11 protein-coding genes are annotated in these 16,084 nt (G+C 43.1%); 4 read left to right on the top strand and 7 right to left on the bottom strand.

Annotation, left to right across the window (positions count from 1 at the left end; genetic code table 11):
* The first annotated feature begins 79 nt into the window (after positions 1 to 79).
* From VB836_RS02970 to VB836_RS02960, 3 genes are all read left to right on the top strand, one after another.
* Positions 80 to 1,411 carry a TIGR03279 family radical SAM protein gene (locus tag VB836_RS02970; RefSeq protein ID WP_323217919.1) on the top strand — a complete coding sequence of 444 codons (1,332 nt, stop codon included), beginning with the start codon at positions 80 to 82 and terminating at the stop codon, positions 1,409 to 1,411.
* Between the two features lie 154 nt (positions 1,412 to 1,565).
* Positions 1,566 to 4,307, top strand: coding sequence for a TolC family protein (locus tag VB836_RS02965; RefSeq protein ID WP_323217918.1), 2,742 nt, complete (start codon positions 1,566 to 1,568; stop codon positions 4,305 to 4,307).
* 128 nt (positions 4,308 to 4,435) lie between these two features.
* Positions 4,436 to 4,738 carry a 2Fe-2S iron-sulfur cluster-binding protein gene (locus tag VB836_RS02960; protein WP_046281811.1) on the top strand — a complete coding sequence of 101 codons (303 nt, stop codon included), beginning with the start codon at positions 4,436 to 4,438 and terminating at the stop codon, positions 4,736 to 4,738.
* A 109-nt stretch (positions 4,739 to 4,847) separates the two neighbouring features.
* Here VB836_RS02960 and msrB read toward each other — a convergent pair whose 3' ends face one another.
* The 4 genes from msrB to VB836_RS02940 all read right to left on the bottom strand — a co-directional run bounded on the left by msrB (position 4,848) and on the right by VB836_RS02940 (position 7,035).
* The gene (gene msrB / locus VB836_RS02955; protein WP_046281812.1) at positions 4,848 to 5,249 is read right to left on the bottom strand and encodes a peptide-methionine (R)-S-oxide reductase MsrB; all 402 of its coding nucleotides are present in this window, start codon (positions 5,247 to 5,249) and stop codon (positions 4,848 to 4,850) included.
* A gap of 143 nt (positions 5,250 to 5,392) precedes the next feature.
* A complete protein-coding gene (locus tag VB836_RS02950; RefSeq protein ID WP_323217917.1) occupies positions 5,393 to 5,842 on the bottom strand; it encodes a DUF2996 domain-containing protein in 450 nt (149 codons plus the stop codon).
* Between the two features lie 279 nt (positions 5,843 to 6,121).
* Positions 6,122 to 6,562: an NUDIX hydrolase gene (locus VB836_RS02945; RefSeq protein ID WP_323217916.1), complete on the bottom strand. Its 441-nt coding sequence runs from the start codon at positions 6,560 to 6,562 to the stop codon at positions 6,122 to 6,124.
* Complete coding sequence (locus tag VB836_RS02940) at positions 6,559 to 7,035, bottom strand: hypothetical protein (protein WP_323217915.1); 477 nt, start codon at positions 7,033 to 7,035, stop codon at positions 6,559 to 6,561. Before VB836_RS02940 ends, VB836_RS02945 begins: the two co-directional genes overlap by 4 nt.
* Positions 7,036 to 7,332: 297 nt before the next feature.
* Between VB836_RS02940 and folD the strand changes: the two genes are divergently transcribed.
* Positions 7,333 to 8,208, top strand: a complete 876-nt coding sequence (gene folD, locus VB836_RS02935; protein ID WP_323217914.1) for a bifunctional methylenetetrahydrofolate dehydrogenase/methenyltetrahydrofolate cyclohydrolase FolD — start codon at positions 7,333 to 7,335, stop codon at positions 8,206 to 8,208.
* Between the two features lie 501 nt (positions 8,209 to 8,709).
* Here folD and VB836_RS02930 read toward each other — a convergent pair.
* From VB836_RS02930 to VB836_RS02920, 3 genes are read right to left on the bottom strand one after another with little or no spacing between them, the layout of a single operon-like run.
* On the bottom strand, positions 8,710 to 13,305 hold the full coding sequence (locus tag VB836_RS02930; protein ID WP_323217913.1) for an nSTAND1 domain-containing NTPase: 4,596 nt from the start codon (positions 13,303 to 13,305) through the stop codon (positions 8,710 to 8,712).
* 31 nt (positions 13,306 to 13,336) lie between these two features.
* Positions 13,337 to 14,389: a DUF1822 family protein gene (locus VB836_RS02925; RefSeq protein ID WP_323217912.1), complete on the bottom strand. Its 1,053-nt coding sequence runs from the start codon at positions 14,387 to 14,389 to the stop codon at positions 13,337 to 13,339.
* A 16-nt stretch (positions 14,390 to 14,405) separates the two neighbouring features.
* Positions 14,406 to 15,944, bottom strand: coding sequence for a sigma-70 RNA polymerase sigma factor region 4 domain-containing protein (locus tag VB836_RS02920; protein ID WP_323217911.1), 1,539 nt, complete (start codon positions 15,942 to 15,944; stop codon positions 14,406 to 14,408).
* Positions 15,945 to 16,084: the final 140 nt, after the last annotated feature.

Genomic DNA, 16,084 nt, shown 5'->3' with positions numbered 1-16,084 from the left:
TTGAGTACATGATTCAGTCGTTAGGTGTTGGTTGGGAGAAATTTCTACTAACGCCTAACATCCCAGAGGAAAAGTTAAGATGAGTACCCGTTCCATTCGTCCTGCTAAAATTACTAAAGTTCTTGCTGATTCGATAGCCTCTGAAATTGGCTTTGAACCCGGAGATGCAATTATTTCCATTAACGGACAGCCTCCCCGTGATTTAATTGACTATCAATTTTTATGTGCGGATGAAATTCTCGAATTAAAAGTGCTGGATAGTCGCGGAAAAGTTCATCAGATCGAAATAGAAAAAGACTACGATGATGATTTGGGATTAGAGTTTGAAACCGCATTATTTGATGGTTTGATACAGTGTAATAATCGCTGTCCGTTTTGTTTTATTGATCAGCAACCCCCCGGAAAACGAGAAACCCTTTATCTCAAAGATGATGATTATCGCCTAAGTTTTTTATACGGTTCTTATCTAACTTTAACCAATTTACCTCAACGAGAATGGGAACGCATTGCACAAATGCGACTCTCTCCGCTTTATGTTTCTGTTCATGCAACAGAACCCGATGTGCGAATTCGTTTGTTGAAAAATGCCCGTGCGGGAGACATCTTAAAACAACTGCAATGGTTCCAAGAAAACCGCCTGCAAATTCACGCTCAAGTTGTCGTTTGTCCGGGAATTAATGATGGTCAACATTTAGAAAAAACCTTACAAGATTTAACTCAATTTACGAGGGGAGAAATTCCGACAGTCGCCTCAGTTGCAGTGGTTCCTGTGGGGTTAACGCGGTTTCGTCCCGTTGAAGATGAACTCATTCCCGTGACTCCAGAAAAAGCCGCAGAAGTGATTGCTCAAGTGCAAACGATACAAGAAAAACTACAGCAAAAACAAAGGAAAAATAGTGTTTGGCTAGCCGATGAATGGTTTTTGATTGCGCGTCAAGAATTACCGCCAACGAGCCATTATGAAGATTATCCTCAAATTGGCAATGGAGTGGGATCAATTCGCAAATTTCTGCAAGAATTTGAAACAGCGATCGCTAAATTTCCCAACTCTAGACAAACCCCTCGAAAATTCACTTGGGTTGTGGGAAATGCAGTCGAAGTCGCCTTTCGTCCGGTCGTTCAACGATTGAATCAAATTTCGGGATTAACCGTTGAGATGGTCCCATTGTGCAGTCAATACTGGGGACAAACCATCAGCGTTACTGGTTTGCTTACGGGTCAAGATTTACTTGAGAGTCTCAAAGGGAAAGATTTAGGCGATGGAATATTGCTTCCCTCGGTTATGCTGAAACACGAAGACACATTATTTCTGGATGATATGAGTGTAGGGGAACTTTCTGCACAGCTAAACGTCCCGATTTTACCTGTAACTGATGTCGAGGAGTTGATCTCAATGGCCTTGAGCGACTAGGGGTTGTGATGCCTAACTCTCAAATAGGGTGATTGTCGTTTTCTCAGACTGCGACTCTTGATTATGTTCTACTTTCCCCACTTGATTCTGTGTAGCAGCATACCCTGATTGCTCTAAAATTGTTTCTGGACTTGCAGACGCAGTAAAAAAACTTATGCCTGTTTTTCACAATTTAATGGCTGTGGGAGTGAGCGGTGCCATTACATTTACCTATTTAGGACAAGGGATAGCAGTCCCAGTCTCGGTTGAATCCACCGAGAAGACATCGACTGAAAACTCTATTTCTCAGAGGAGTTTTAAGCAAAATTTGGCTAAATCTCAATCAGCCCAATCTACCGCCGATGCAGCCCAAGCCAAAAATCAACCCTCAGAACTTTTACACCAACCCTCACAGGCGGATTCTGACCCCTTAGAGGCTTCTTGGAAGGAAAATCCGACTAAACCTTCACAACGACGGATTCTCAATCGTTTGACACCCTCAACTGCAACGGAGAAACTGACACTGAATAAGGCTGAGTCTTCAGTGCAGAGGGCGTTCAAGCAAAATCCTGTGAAGCCGACGCCAACAAATTCCACCGCCCAACGGTCAATTCTCAATCATTTCACAACGAGTCGTTCACAAACGCCAACTGTTGAAAATTCTCACTCTTCTGGGGAAACGGTATTTAAGGAAAATCCGACTAAACCGACTCAGACAAATTCCACCGCCCAACGGTCAATTCTCAATCATTTCACAACGGGTCGTTCACAAACACCAACTGTTGAAAATTCTCACTCTTCTGGGGAAACAGTATTTAAGGAAAATCCGACTAAACCGACGCCAACAGATTCCACCGCCCAACAGTCAATTGTCAATCATTTCACAACGAGTCGTTCACAAACGCCAACTGTTGAAAATTCTCAGTCTTCTGGGGAAACAGTATTTAAGGAAAATCCGACTAAACCGACTCAGACAAATTCCACCGCCCAACAGTCAATTCTCAATCATTTCACAACGAGTCGTTCACAAACGCCAAAAGTTGAAAATTCTCAGTCTTCTGGGGAAACAGTATTTAAGGAAAATCCGACTAAACCGACGCCAACAGATTCCACCGTGCAACGGATTCTCAATAAATTCATCTATCCTAAAGCCCGCAATCGCCCAACCGTTGAAAATTCCCAGCCTACTGAGGAAACAGTATTTAAGGAAAATCCCGTTAAACCCTCGGCTAGCAACCCGAGTCCCATTCCTTCAGCCTTAAATCCCAGCAACAGTTCACAAACCGCATCACAACCCCAATCCCCAAATCCGGTTGAAGTCTCACTGACAGAAAATAGGGAAAAATCGAGCAACCCGACTCCCAACTTATTTGAACTGTCTCGAATGCTTCCTCAACCACCGGGTGCAAATCTTCCCCCACAAATTGCTCAAGAAACAGACACCCCAACCTTAGAAGTCCCCAATCTCAGTCCGCCTAACGAACCCTATCCGCAACCGACCCCAAGCGGCATCTTAGAAACAAATCCGCCCCCGATTACTTTTCCGAGTTCTAATCCTTTGTATCGTCCAAATCAGCCTCGGGATGTGGAAATTCAAGAAACCGTACCGATTACTTTACCGCAAGCGGTAGACTTAGCCCGACGCAACAACGAAGGAATCCGAGTGTTTGAACTGCAAGTCGAACAAAATTTAGCAGCTTTGAGATCAGCTCAAGCAGATCTTTATCCGACTCTAGCGTACATCTCAACCCTAACTCGCTCTTTTAGTGCCAGTAGCGATATTGCCAACTCAGCGAGAAATCGTGAGGTCGAAGCCAGAGCGACTCCAGAACAAGCCATCTCTCTTTCCCGAACTTACGGGGTGACTACGTTTGAGAATACATTCCAACTTCAGTATGATTTTGACTTGAGTGGGGCGCGAGGAGCGCGAATCAGAGCGGCTGAAGAACAGTTGCGTTTGGCGCGGTTGGAGTTTGAACGCAGTGTTGAACAATTGCGTTTGGATGTCACCGAAGCCTATTATAATTTGCAAGAAGCTGATGCCGAAGTCGAGATTCAACGGGCTGCGGTTCGCAACTCCCAAAAAAGTTTGGAAGATGCGGAAGCTTTAGAACGAGCAGGTGTGGGAACTCGATTTGAAGTGTTGCAGGCGCGAGTCACGTTATCACGAGTTCAGCAGGATTTAACCAATGCGATTAGTAACCAAAGAACCCGACGGCGAGAACTGGCGAATATTTTGAATGTCAGTCAAAATGTTAACTTAATCGCCGCCGATGCCATCTCCCTGGCTGGGGCTTGGGATTTCACTTTAGACGAAAGTATTGTACTGGCTTACCAAAACCGAGCGGAATTAGAACAGGAATTGGTTAACCGCAATCTCGCTGAACAAAGACGAATTAACGCCCGTGCTGCACAACGACCGAATTTAACGACAGTCGCCAACTACAATGTCTTAGGGATATTATCCGATAACAGTGATCCGTTTGCAGACCAAGGTTGGGCCGATGGTTATTCAATTCAGTTACAAATGCGCTGGAATTTCTTTGATGGGGGTTTGGCGAAAGCGAATGCTCGTCAGCAAGAGATTAATATTGCGATCGCAGAAGAACGGTATTCTGAACTTCGTAATGATATTCGCTTGGAAGTAGAAAGTGCCTTTTATGATTTGCAGGCGACTTTTGAAAATATTGGGGTGGCGAATTTAGGGGTCGAAGAAGCAACAGAAGCGTTACGTTTGGCGCGGTTGCGGTTCCAGGCGGGTGTGGGAACTCAGCTTGATGTCATTAACCAAGAAACCGACTTGACTCGCGCTCAAAACCAGTTGCTGCAAGCGATTATTGGTTACAACCGTTCTTTGTCTCGTTTGCACCGAGCGGTAAGCAATCTTCCCGGTAACAACCTGCAAGACACTCCGTAAACGGGTGTCGTTGCTGATCTCAAATCAGGGTTTTTTGACTCTGTATGTTTAACACAGAATCACGAATGATTCTTCATTTTGTTAACATTTTTTTATAAGTTTAAAGAAATTGAACTCAGGAATCTCGAATGGCTAACATTAAATTTGTCAACGAAAATCAGGAAATTATTGCAGCAGACGGCGCAAACTTGAGGATTAAAGCCCTAGAAAAGCAAATTGATCTCTATACCTTTATGGGAAAAATGATGAATTGTGGGGGCTTTGGTCAATGTGGAACTTGTATTGTAGAAGTCGTTGAAGGAATGGAAAATCTCTCACCCCCTACTGACGCCGAAAAACGCATCCTCAAGAAAAAACCCGATACTTATCGACTGGCTTGCCAAACAATGGTTAATGGCCCGGTTAGTATTAATACTAAACCCAAGCGTTAACGATAATCAGGGGCAACCCGTGAGGTAGGGTTGTCCCCATCTAATCTTTGTGCCTTTGTGTCTTTGTGGTCAGTCTCCTGAGCAAAAAATCAACAATTAGTGCAGTTTGTTAGGACTCTGCGGGAACAAAGTCAAGGGCGGCGGAGTTCATGCAATAGCGTTGACCTGTGGGAGCGGGGCCATCATTAAACACATGACCTAAATGAGCATCGCAACTCGCACATAATACTTCTGTACGTCGCATGAACAGGCTATTATCGTCTTTGCAAGTAACATTTGCTTCGGTAACGGGTTTCCAAAAACTTGGCCAACCTGTTCCTGAGTCGTATTTAGCATCTGAGGTGAATAACTCAGTCCCACAACAAACGCATTTGTAAATTCCAGGTTGTTTATTATCGTGATATTTGCCTGTAAAGGCTCGTTCGGTTCCGTGTTTACGGGTGACTTGGAACTGTTCGGGAGTGAGTTGTTGTTTCCACTCCTGTTCGGATTTCTGCACTTTCTCAACCATAATTTTAGATAGGGTCGTTAATCGGTCTGTTCTTTGATCAATTATAATAATTTTTACAAAATTTAACAATTAGCTCAATCCATAAAAATAAGCCAGCATTTTACTAAAAACTGACTTAGACATCCAGTTGAAAATAGAAAGACTTAATTACGATTTAACCACTTTTGAGCATTGAGTCGCTGAACCACACCAAAAACCAGCAAGGGAAGTGTAATTTTGCGCTCATCTCCCAAAAACGGCTCGATTATACTCGGTTTGCCATTTGCAGCACAGGAAAATACTTTTTGAGCTTTAATATCTTCATTGGGAAAGTAAACATTAAATTGACGTTTACCGCTTTGCCATTGACCTATAACTTGCCAACACTGTTCAGAATTCCCTAACCCAGCCGGAAGCTTTTCTTGGGCAAACTTTAGGTCTAAGTCCTCAACCCCTTGAGAACCTAAAGCCTTTTTCAAAGCGGGAAGATAATCTTGTTCGATAAACTCAGCAAAAGGCTTATCCTCAACAGCAGGCGGCTTTTCTTTTTTCGCGGCAGCAGCGTTTTTAGATTCAGCTTGATCAGTCTCGTTCGCTTTTGTTTCTTCTGACATTGATGTTTCCTTGCTCAAATCTCAGCAACAACTCACGAGAATCAGCAATTATTGATGAACGTTTTTTTCTCAACCTCGCTCGAAAAGTGAAGTTAGAATTGACTCGCTCACAAACTGCTATGAACTTCGGAGCAATGCCAACCTTATTATACCGTTCTCTGAGCGGAAGTCTAGTGCGATCGCCAAAAAAACAGAACATTGGCTGCGTAGTGGGCGGACAGTTAACTTTAAACCCTTATAACTACGTGACTCACTTTGACTCAAGCCACTGTTCTATTCCTAGAGGATTTCTTGTTTTTGTTCGAGAAAATCGAGTAAAATATGTTGATGGGGACGACCAAGCGATCGCACCATTCCGGCTTTTTGGGAGTAGGCTTGACTGTAGCGAATTTGTTCAGGAGTGATTAATCCCATATCCCAGCCTTCATTGAGAACTAATTGATCAAGATCAACGGTTAAACGGGCGTAAAAAACATGACGAATGACGTTTGTTTCACTGTACCAACCAAACGCTGAAACTTCAGAGATTTCATAGCCGATTTCTTCGATTAATTCTCGTTTGACTGCTATTTCAGGGGTTTCACCGGGTTCAACATGACCCCCAAATAAACCCCAAACGCCAGGATATACAATACCCGGAATATCATCTCGGAGTTGCATCAAAAACTTACCTTCTCGGTAAAGAATAGCCAAAGCCACATGAACGGGTAAGTTTGTCATTCTTTTTCCTCAACAACTGGTTCAGACTGAGGAATAGAAGGCTTTGTTTCTTTGTCGCTGTTTTCCGGTGAAGGTTCTTGAATTCGTTCAAGTTCTTTGAGATAAACCCCACCAATATCTTGTTCAGGGAGTTCTTTGAGGGTAATACTCTCATAACTTACTTTACCGCGAACGAGGATTTCCTGTCCCAACTCAGGTAAACGCTCAGTCGTGAATACCCAAACTTCACCCGTGTTATCCTGAAGCTGATAGGCTGCCGCACCGACAAAGGGCGCATGACTTTCTACGGTTCCTTTAATGTAAACCTTCGCCTCTGCTTTGCGTTTCTCCAGCTTTTCAATGGGAGTAACATTGAGAGAGAGTTTCGCCGTTGAAGTCGCCAACTGATTGCAGCCAAACAACAACGGTGTTAAACATAATAACATCACAGTGGGAGACACCTGAACGAATTTCGGCTGGGTTGTAGTAGTCATGGAACAGAAAACATCCGGTAAAATTTTAGGCAACAGTTGAACCGTTTGAAATTTGCCTCAGATTCACAATAGCAGCAAATTCTGGCATCTTGATCGAGGTTCGGAAAACTAAAGAGGTGAGTTGGGAAGTTTGGCAATTTTCCCACCTCACCTGTAAATTTAAGCAAGGAGTTATGATACATAACTCAATCTACAAAGATTGACGGTGGGTGATATTGCTTTTGTTCCGAATATAGCCAACAAAACAGGCTTATGTGAATATGAGTGAATGATGTCTTTTTAAGCCCCAAAATTCCTATGGCTAACGTATTAGATGGTAAAGCGCTCGCTCAAAAAATTAGAACCCAGTTACAGCAAGAAATTCAATCTCTGCAAGTCAAAGTTGGACGTCCGCCGGGGCTAGCGGTGTTGATGGTGGGGGAAAACCCAGCCAGTGCGGTTTATGTTCGCAATAAAGAACGGGCTTGTGAACAAGTGGGAATTGTATCATTTGGTTCCCATTTTCCCGCAAATATCTCTCAAGCCGAGTTAACAGAGGTCATACATTCTTTAAACAACAACCCAACTGTTGATGGAATATTGCTTCAGCTCCCCCTACCGCCTCATCTGAACGCGATTCCGCTATTATACGAGATCTCCCCCGATAAGGATGTAGACGGGCTTCATCCGGCAAATATGGGGCGACTGGTACGAGGAGAAGCAGGACTTCGCAGTTGTACACCCGCAGGCGTGATGCAGTTATTACGGGAATATAACATAGAGGTCGCAGGTAAAGATGCGGTGGTGGTTGGGGCGAGTATTTTAGTGGGAAAACCAATGGCGTTGATGTTGTTGGAAGCAGAAAGTACCGTATCTATTGCTCATATTAAAACGCGAGATTTAGCAAAACTCACCTGTGATGCTGAGATTTTAGTCGTCGCGGCGGGTTATCCTAAACTAATTACCCCTCAAATGGTTAAACCGGGCGCTGTGGTGGTTGATGTTGGAATTAACCGGATTACCGACTATGAAGGGCGCTCAGTGATTGTTGGAGATGTTGATTTTGCAGGTGTCGAACCTTTAGTGGATTATATTAGCCCCGTTCCGGGTGGTGTCGGGCCAATGACCGTCGCCATGCTGTTACAAAATACCCTCTGGAGTTACAAGCAACGGGTTCAGTACAGTTTACAGTGATGCAGCAGGGCTGTTTCAAAGTCGATAAACATTTGCTTAGAACCTCTCCCCCAACCCCTCTCCACCTCTCCCTAACCCTCTCCACCTCTCCCTAACCCTCTCCACCTCTCCCTAACCCTCTCCACCTCTCCCTAACCCTCTCCACCTCTCCCTAACCCTCTCCTACGAGGAGAGGGAAAAAGTGTCCCTGGCGGGACTATTTATTAATCGAGAGGGGAGTATTTTTTTTTATTATTAAATGTCTAAAACTATTAATTACTCCTCCTTCCCTTCCAGGGAAGGGGGTTGGGGGGTTAGGTCATAAAATTTCTGGTTGAGAATGAAACAGCCCTGGAGTGATGTAGGGGCGGGTTGTCAATAGATGTCTGTCTTCCCACAAATAAGTGACATAAACCCGCCCAACCCCTGATCACATTCTGTAGGGGCGGGTTGTCAATAGATGTCTGTCTTCCCACAAATAAGTGACATAAACCCGCCCAACGCCCAACACCCAACACCCTTTTAAGGTTTCGTTTCCATCGAATCACAAATCGAGCGATCGCTTTGATGAACTGGAGGATAATATTGAAGATAATTCTCCACCCAAGCGCATCCTTGACGTAACAGTTGACTTTGATCGAGAACTTGTGGTAAATTCCACAAAATAACGGTTTGATCATTACTGGCAGAAGCGAGAGTTAAACCATCCCAACTAAACGCGACTTCCCGAACTCCTTCATCGTGAGCGTTAAGGGTTGAGAGCAGATCCCCATTATTACTCCAGAGTTTAACGGTTCCATCTTGACTCCCTGAAGCGATGGTTTGACCATTCGGACTAAAGGCAACGCTAGAAACTTCCCCATTATGATCGTTAAGCGTCTTGAATAAAGTTGGGGGTTTATCGGTCTGCAACTTCCACAATTTGACCGTTTGATCGGAACTCGCGGAAGCCAACATTTGACCATCAAAACTAAAGGCTACAGCTTTCACTCCGGCTTGATGAGCTTCTAAGGTCCCTAACAACACACCGTTAGTATCCCAGAGTTTCACCGTTCCCTCTCGACTCGCTGCCGCTATCTTCTGACCATCGGGACTAAAAACAACATCCCAAACCTCACTTTCAAAGCCGTTGAGGGTTTTGAGAACCACAGGTGGGCTGTTGGGTTGCAGTTTCCACAGTTTCACCGTTTTATCGGAACTCGCGGAAACCATTTTTTGACCATCGGGGCTGAAGGCTACAGCGTAAACTAAATCTTGATGGTCAGTCAAGGTTGTGCGTAACGTCCCGTCTGCATTCCACAGTTTAATCGTTCTATCCCAACTCGTCGAAGCGATGGTCTGACCATCGGGACTGAACGCCATCGCCGTCACCTCCGCAGTATGACCTTGCAAAGTCCTTCGGAAAGTTCCATCTCGGTTCCAGAGTTTAACGGTTTTGTCGCGACTGGCGGAAGCTATTGTTTGACCATCCCGACTAAACGCCACCCCCCAAACCTGGTCTTCAGAAACTCTCAGTCGAGTCAGGAGACTATTGTTAAGCTGCCAGAGTCTAACGGTTTTGTCTCCACTCGCGGAAGCTAAGGTTCGACCATCGGGGCTAAACGCCACCTTCCAAACTTCATTATCATGCCCAATCAGGGTTTTTTGCAAGGTGCCATTGCGGTTCCACAGTTTAATGGTTTTGTCTGCACTGACGGAAGCTATTGTTTGACCATCGGGGCTAAATGCCACAGCATACACTTGATTATTATGCCCGGTGAGGGTTTTTTGCAAGGTGCTATTGCGGTTCCACAGTTTAACAGTACCATCCAAACTCGCGGAAGCAATAGTCTGACCATCGGGGCTGAAGGTGACGCCAAAGACTTCCCGACTATGATCGGTTAAAGTAGTTTGTAACGTTGGAGTTTTCAGGGTTTCAATCTGCCAAAGTTTCAGGGTTTTGTCTTCACTTGCTGACGCTATTGTTTGACCATCGGGGCTAAAAGCAACGCCTCTAACGGGGGCTTGATGACCTTTTAAAACGCTAATGAAACTGCCATCAAATTTCCAGAGTTTAACCGTTTTATCTCGACTCGCCGAAGCAATCGTTTGACCATCGGGGCTAAAAGCAACCGCATAAACTTCGGCATCGTGAGCGTTAATTGTGGTGCGTAAACTGCCGTCAATATTCCACAATTTAACCGTTTTGTCTCGACTCGCTGAAGCAATCGTTTGACCATCTGGGCTAATAGCAACCGCATAAACTTCGGCATGATGAGCGTTAATTGTGGTGCGTAAACTGCCATCAATATTCCACAATTTCAGGGTTTTATCGGAACTGGCTGAAACAATGGTTTGACCATCGGGGCTAATAGCAACTTGCCAAACCCAGTCCTGATGTCCGCCTAAACGGTTTGATTCTACGACATTATAAATGGCTCGATGAAGCACTTGTTCAACCCGGGTTTTTAGGGTAGGATTTAGTAACCTTAATTGTTGTAATTTTTGTTTGGCTTGTAGGGCTTCAACTAACGCATCTAACTGATTATCTGAGGCAAACAGAGATTCGGAAGATTGAGTAATCGCTTTGATTTCATTAACGAGGGAATTTTGCCATTGTCCGACAGCAACGGTTGCGAGACTCACAGCCAACACTAAACCGCCACTCAGTCCCGAAATTGTAAGCTGTCGGCGTCGTTTCTTCTGCTGAAGTTCGGCATCACGTAGCGTAATACTTTTTTCGATAAAATATTGATCACTTGAACTTAATTCATTCGGCCGTTTTTGTTGCCAATATTCAGCATCGGCTAGCAGTTTTCCCCGTAACAAAGCGCTCGCATCAGAATCGCTATTTTCCCACTGATGAAATAAAGTTCGTAACTGTTCTTGCCAATTGCGAAATTCTCTATCGGATTTAATCCACTGTTCTAAACTCTGCCAATTTCTAATTAAGGCTTCGTGAACAATTTCAACAGTTTCTTCGCCTGTAATATTGTTGCGGTTGGTCACGACTAAACGCACCGAAGCCAGATGGGTGACAATATCCCAATTTTCTGGATGAACTTCATCACGAGTTGCTAGTCTACGACAATCGGTTTCTTCTCCCGGTTGAACAAGTTGCAAAAAGACTCGTTGTGTTCTTGATTTATCATGTAAACTGAGTTGATTATAGACTCCTTCGGCGTGTTTTGCAAGCGCAGTTTCTACACCACCAATTTGTTCATAGGCTTGATGAGTTAGCCAGCCTTTTTGTTGTTTTGACCAAAGTTGTGTCAGGGCAAATTCTAACAAGGGTAAACGTCCTGGTTGTTCCCATGTTGCAGCAATTAAAGTATCCGTAAGTCCCTGTTCTAATTGAACCTGCATTTTGGCGGCAGGCTGTTCGATAACGCTTTGCAATTCTTCACGACTCATCGGGCCGAGGTTATAAACTGAGCCTTGTAAAGCATCACTTAAGGGTCGATAAGATAAGGCATAACCATAAAAATCGGCTCGTAACGTTAGAATTAATGACAAGCGAGGAACTAGATTAATTGCAATTAATAATCCCTCTAAAAACGTTTGCCGTTCTTCTTCAGAGGTTTGGGTATAAAGTTCTTCAAATTGATCGATAATTAAGGCAACACGCCGATGTAAAAAGTTCTGAAGATAGCGATAGAGAATTTCGGCTAAAGCTTGTTTATCTTGTTTGAGTTCAACGGCGAGTTCGAGTTCGAGTAAACGATGATGATAGGGTTCTTCCTGGGCGCTATCGTTGGCAGGTTGCCAGTGAATTGAACGAATTAGGGCGGCGGCTAAAGTTTCGATGGGATTTTGACCCGGACGAATCGAAATAATTTGCCATTGTTGCGTTAAATCTTGGCGCAATTGAGGCACTAATCCCGCAAAAACCACACTCGATTTTCCGCTTCCACTGGCACCGACAACGGCTATTAAGGAATGGCTATTAACGGCTTTTACTAAAGTTTGGGTAAAGGTTTCTCGCCCAAAAAATAAGTGAGCATCTTCTTCATTAAAAGCAAATAAACCTCGATAGGGACAGGGAGGAGTTCCGCCGAGTTGTAACCAAGTCGGGGCTTCTACGGAAGGATTTTGACAAATAATCGGTAGTCCCGAAGCGCCGGGAAATTCATCTTCGAGGGTTTGCAGTTGAAAACGGGCTTGTTGAACAGAGCGATAAAAAGAGAGTCGTTGAACCGCAAAGGTCTCTAAAAAGTGTTTTAAAAATTCCTGGGCGACATAATTGGGGACGGGTTCGCGCATGACAATGACCGTCGGAATATGCAAATGTTCTAGGGCTTTGGCGAGTCCTAAACCGTCGCAAGAGTTGAAAATAGCTAGTTTTAATCCGTTAAAAATTGCCAGCTTTAAATCGGTTGAGAGTTCTTCTAAGGTGAGGCTATTGTCGGTGGGATGGTCATTTAAATAAATGCGTCCGGTTTGGCTTTGGGTTTGACTATGACCCGCAAAAAAGAGAATATCCCAACCGCGACTATCTCCGAGATGAGTTTCAAATTGTTGACGAGTGGGATTGATTAAAAACTGCGGTTCTGCATCGGTTAAATTTTGCAGCATTTTTCGCTCAGTTGTTAAATCAATGCCTCGACTATTGCCAAAAACTGCGAGAATTCTAACAGCCGTTTTTGTAGGTTTGAGTTGAGAAGATTGAGGGATATGATATTCCGGTTGACTGAGGGCGAGTTCCGCGAGGGGATAATCTTGAAAAAATTGCCAATTTTGCCAAGGAAGGCGTCGCAAGATTTCGTCTGGAGTTTCGAGAATGACTCGAATTTCTTGGCTGGCGTCAAGATGAGAACGTAACTGTTGTTCGAGTTGTAAAAAAGATTCTGACGTTAACCAATGATTGAGTTGATTGTGAAATTGAAGACTTAACTCTTTAAAACTGACTTGAGAAACATTAGTAACGCCCCCCAATTCGATCTCAAGTTCATCGTCCTCCTCTAGCGACAGTAAAGGATGACGTTGACACAAGCTTTGATAGACTAATTTCCAGCTTTGATAAAGTTCGATTAAAGCGGGTTCGGGCGGTAAACTGGCGACAAATTGCGCTAAAACTGAAGAGGCTTGATTGCGAATCTGTACACAAACACGGGGAAAACCTGTTTGTAAGTTGCCCATTCCCAACCCCAGCACGACAACTCGGCTCAGTTCAGAGTTCAAACTCTTCTGTAATTCCGGTATCATTCCAACTGACCTCTATGATAAATTGTTTTCCAGATTTGCCTTTAAAGGGATTAAGTTGGATATAGTTATCTAAGCTGCGGGATGTCACGTCTTGATATATTTTACCCGTTTTCGATTTTAAAGTCAATTGCACGGAAGGAGGCAAATATTGATCATTTCCCGTCGGGTGAAGTTGAACTAAAACTCGTCGTTTTTCATCGGGTTCTGGCGTGACGGTGACTAACATGATAAATCGACGGTTATTGAGTTTCATCCCCAAGTTAATCAGTTTTCCACGCTGAATTTCTTCGGAGACACAGCGAGTATTAAACGCTAAACTAAGTTCGGGAGAAACTAAGGCTTCGAGCGGTTGCCAAGTAGACTCAAACACCCCCTGAAACCACTGATAAATTTTTGCACAGTTATTTTGAATATTTTCAAGAGGACGAGCGGCTATTGGCGGTACAACCTCTCTGGGTTCAGTTCTCAGTTCAGGCTGCAAAAAATGACAGTAGAACAACAGATGATTCGGTTCAATATCAAATTGATCTAGAGAGATAAAATAATCTTGATATGAGGGACAAAAAGAATGACGATCACGAATAATATTCAAGAGCTTTTGTTGAGAGATAGAGCCTCTAAAAATCATTTCTTCCTGTTCTTCCATGACTTCAGCAACAACATAAAAGTCAGCTAATAATTCCGGCTGCATAAAAATATCTCTGGGGAAAGAAACAATTTCATCTAAGACCTGTTCAACAGAAATAATACCAATTTTGAATTCTCCTAACTGAAAATCAGCAATTTCTTCGATGCTGGAATCGAGATTTTGACGAACCGTTTTTGAGGACAAGCGTTCAGTAAACCAGCGCTCTAAACCCAACAATGCTAAAGCATTTAAGTAAGTTTGCCATTGCTTTTCTTCTGTGGTGACGAGATGACTTAAAGTCGTCGCCTGTTCAAAATCTTCAAATTCAAGATTGATTACTTCCGGTAAAGTTAATCTTAAATCTTCTGTGACGTTTTGTTGTCCGAACATAGCAAACTCCGATAAACTAAACAATTTGACTCAGATAATCACGTAGATATTGAGCATAAATGCTCTTAAAAGAACGGTTCTTTCCGGTTCGCATTTCTTCAACCGCAGTCCGAAAAACTTCTTGATCGGTAAAAGCTTCAATGGCTTGCATCACTGTGTTTAAATAATCCGGTTTTGGGGGAATTGACGTTAAACCCATTTTGTGAGCTTTTGTCAATACTTTTTCCAGAATATTTTGAATCGTCACAGTTCTGACTTTACTTAAAAGTTCACCCGGATTTAAAATTCGTCTGGCTTGATCCCAACTGCTCATTCCCAACAGAGGAGCAATTTCTTTCAGTGACATTCCTTGAATGTAGTAAAGGCGCAAACCGGGGAGAAATTGAGAAGCTTTATCCGCATATCTTCGGCTTTTATTAAGTTGTTGAATCTTTTTCTCAACTTCTTGCTGAATCGTTTCGCTTAAAACGGCTCGGAGTTGCTGATGTAAAAATTCAACAATTTCTTGCTGGTCAATTTCGACTTGCGGTTCATATTCCTGCTGAATATCGGTGCGAATTTCATATTGTTCCTTTTCACTATTATAGACTTCTAGCGGTTGTCTTGTACTCCAAATTTCATATTGTCTAAGTTGCTTTACAACTTGTTTGAGGTCTTTGAGTAATTGAGCTTCACTGCCAATAATGACTTGGTTTTCTTTGAGTTGACTTAACATTTCTTGCAGTTGCTCAAAATCTGGATCAGGACATTTTTTAGTTCCTTTTGGTTGTTGGCGGCGATCGCGACGATAAACTGCATGAAACGCTTCTACTAACAAGCGATCGCGAGTTGAAAGCTGTTCAAGTTGTCTGGATCTCGTTCGGTTTAACAACGCCCAATCACTAAGTTTTTTAAATCCATAATCGGATAAAAAATTTTTAATTTCGGGATGTTGTTTTGTTTTCCAATAGACCCAGTTTTTCAAACTCATACGAGTCGGGTGATTGACTTGAAAACTTTGTAATATTTCAACTGAAAAAATCGGATAAGTGTTCAGGCCAAGACTGCGATCTTCTTTGAGAATCAGTTGAGTTTTTCCATCTTGATCAAGCACAATCAGACTCTGACCGTCATCATTCAAAACAAAGGGCAATAAATCTCGGTAAGTAAAACTTTTTCCGCATCCAAATAAATTCTCAATTCTTTGACAAGCTCTTAAAATCGGTTCAGAAACAGCACAACGTAAACAAAGACCAGCTAAAGCACGAGTTTGAATCTCTATCTGAGGATTTTCAGTTTTAAAATCACTCAAAAGCAGGGCTTCAAAGGACTCTTTAGATAAGGATGAATATTCTAATTTTAGCCGATGTTCTTGAATAAATTCTTGTGCTAATTTAATCTCCTCATTTTTGTATCCGGCCTTTTCACTCGCTGGATGAATTCGGCATATCTTCCAATATCTCGACAAGACACCCATAAACACTGAATTCTCATTAAATAAACTTATGGAGGTAGATGTTGGGCGGTTTGGGTCTGGATAAACTGTTGTCATACCACGACCTCGAAAATCACGCATGATTTGTTTTTCCTAAAACAACGGGAATAGAAACCGAGTTAAATAGATTTCCTCAAGTGACCTCCTATTATCGGTTTGGGCTATATTTTATCTATAGATGTCGGGATTTTGAACTCATGCAGTTTGGAAACACTTCTGAC

Source organism: Limnoraphis robusta BA-68 BA1, from assembly GCF_034932365.1.
Lineage (GTDB): Bacteria > Cyanobacteriota > Cyanobacteriia > Cyanobacteriales > Microcoleaceae > Capilliphycus > Capilliphycus robustus.
The sequence above is the reverse complement of the archived record's forward strand: the minus strand, read 5'-3'. Positions and strand labels throughout refer to the sequence as shown.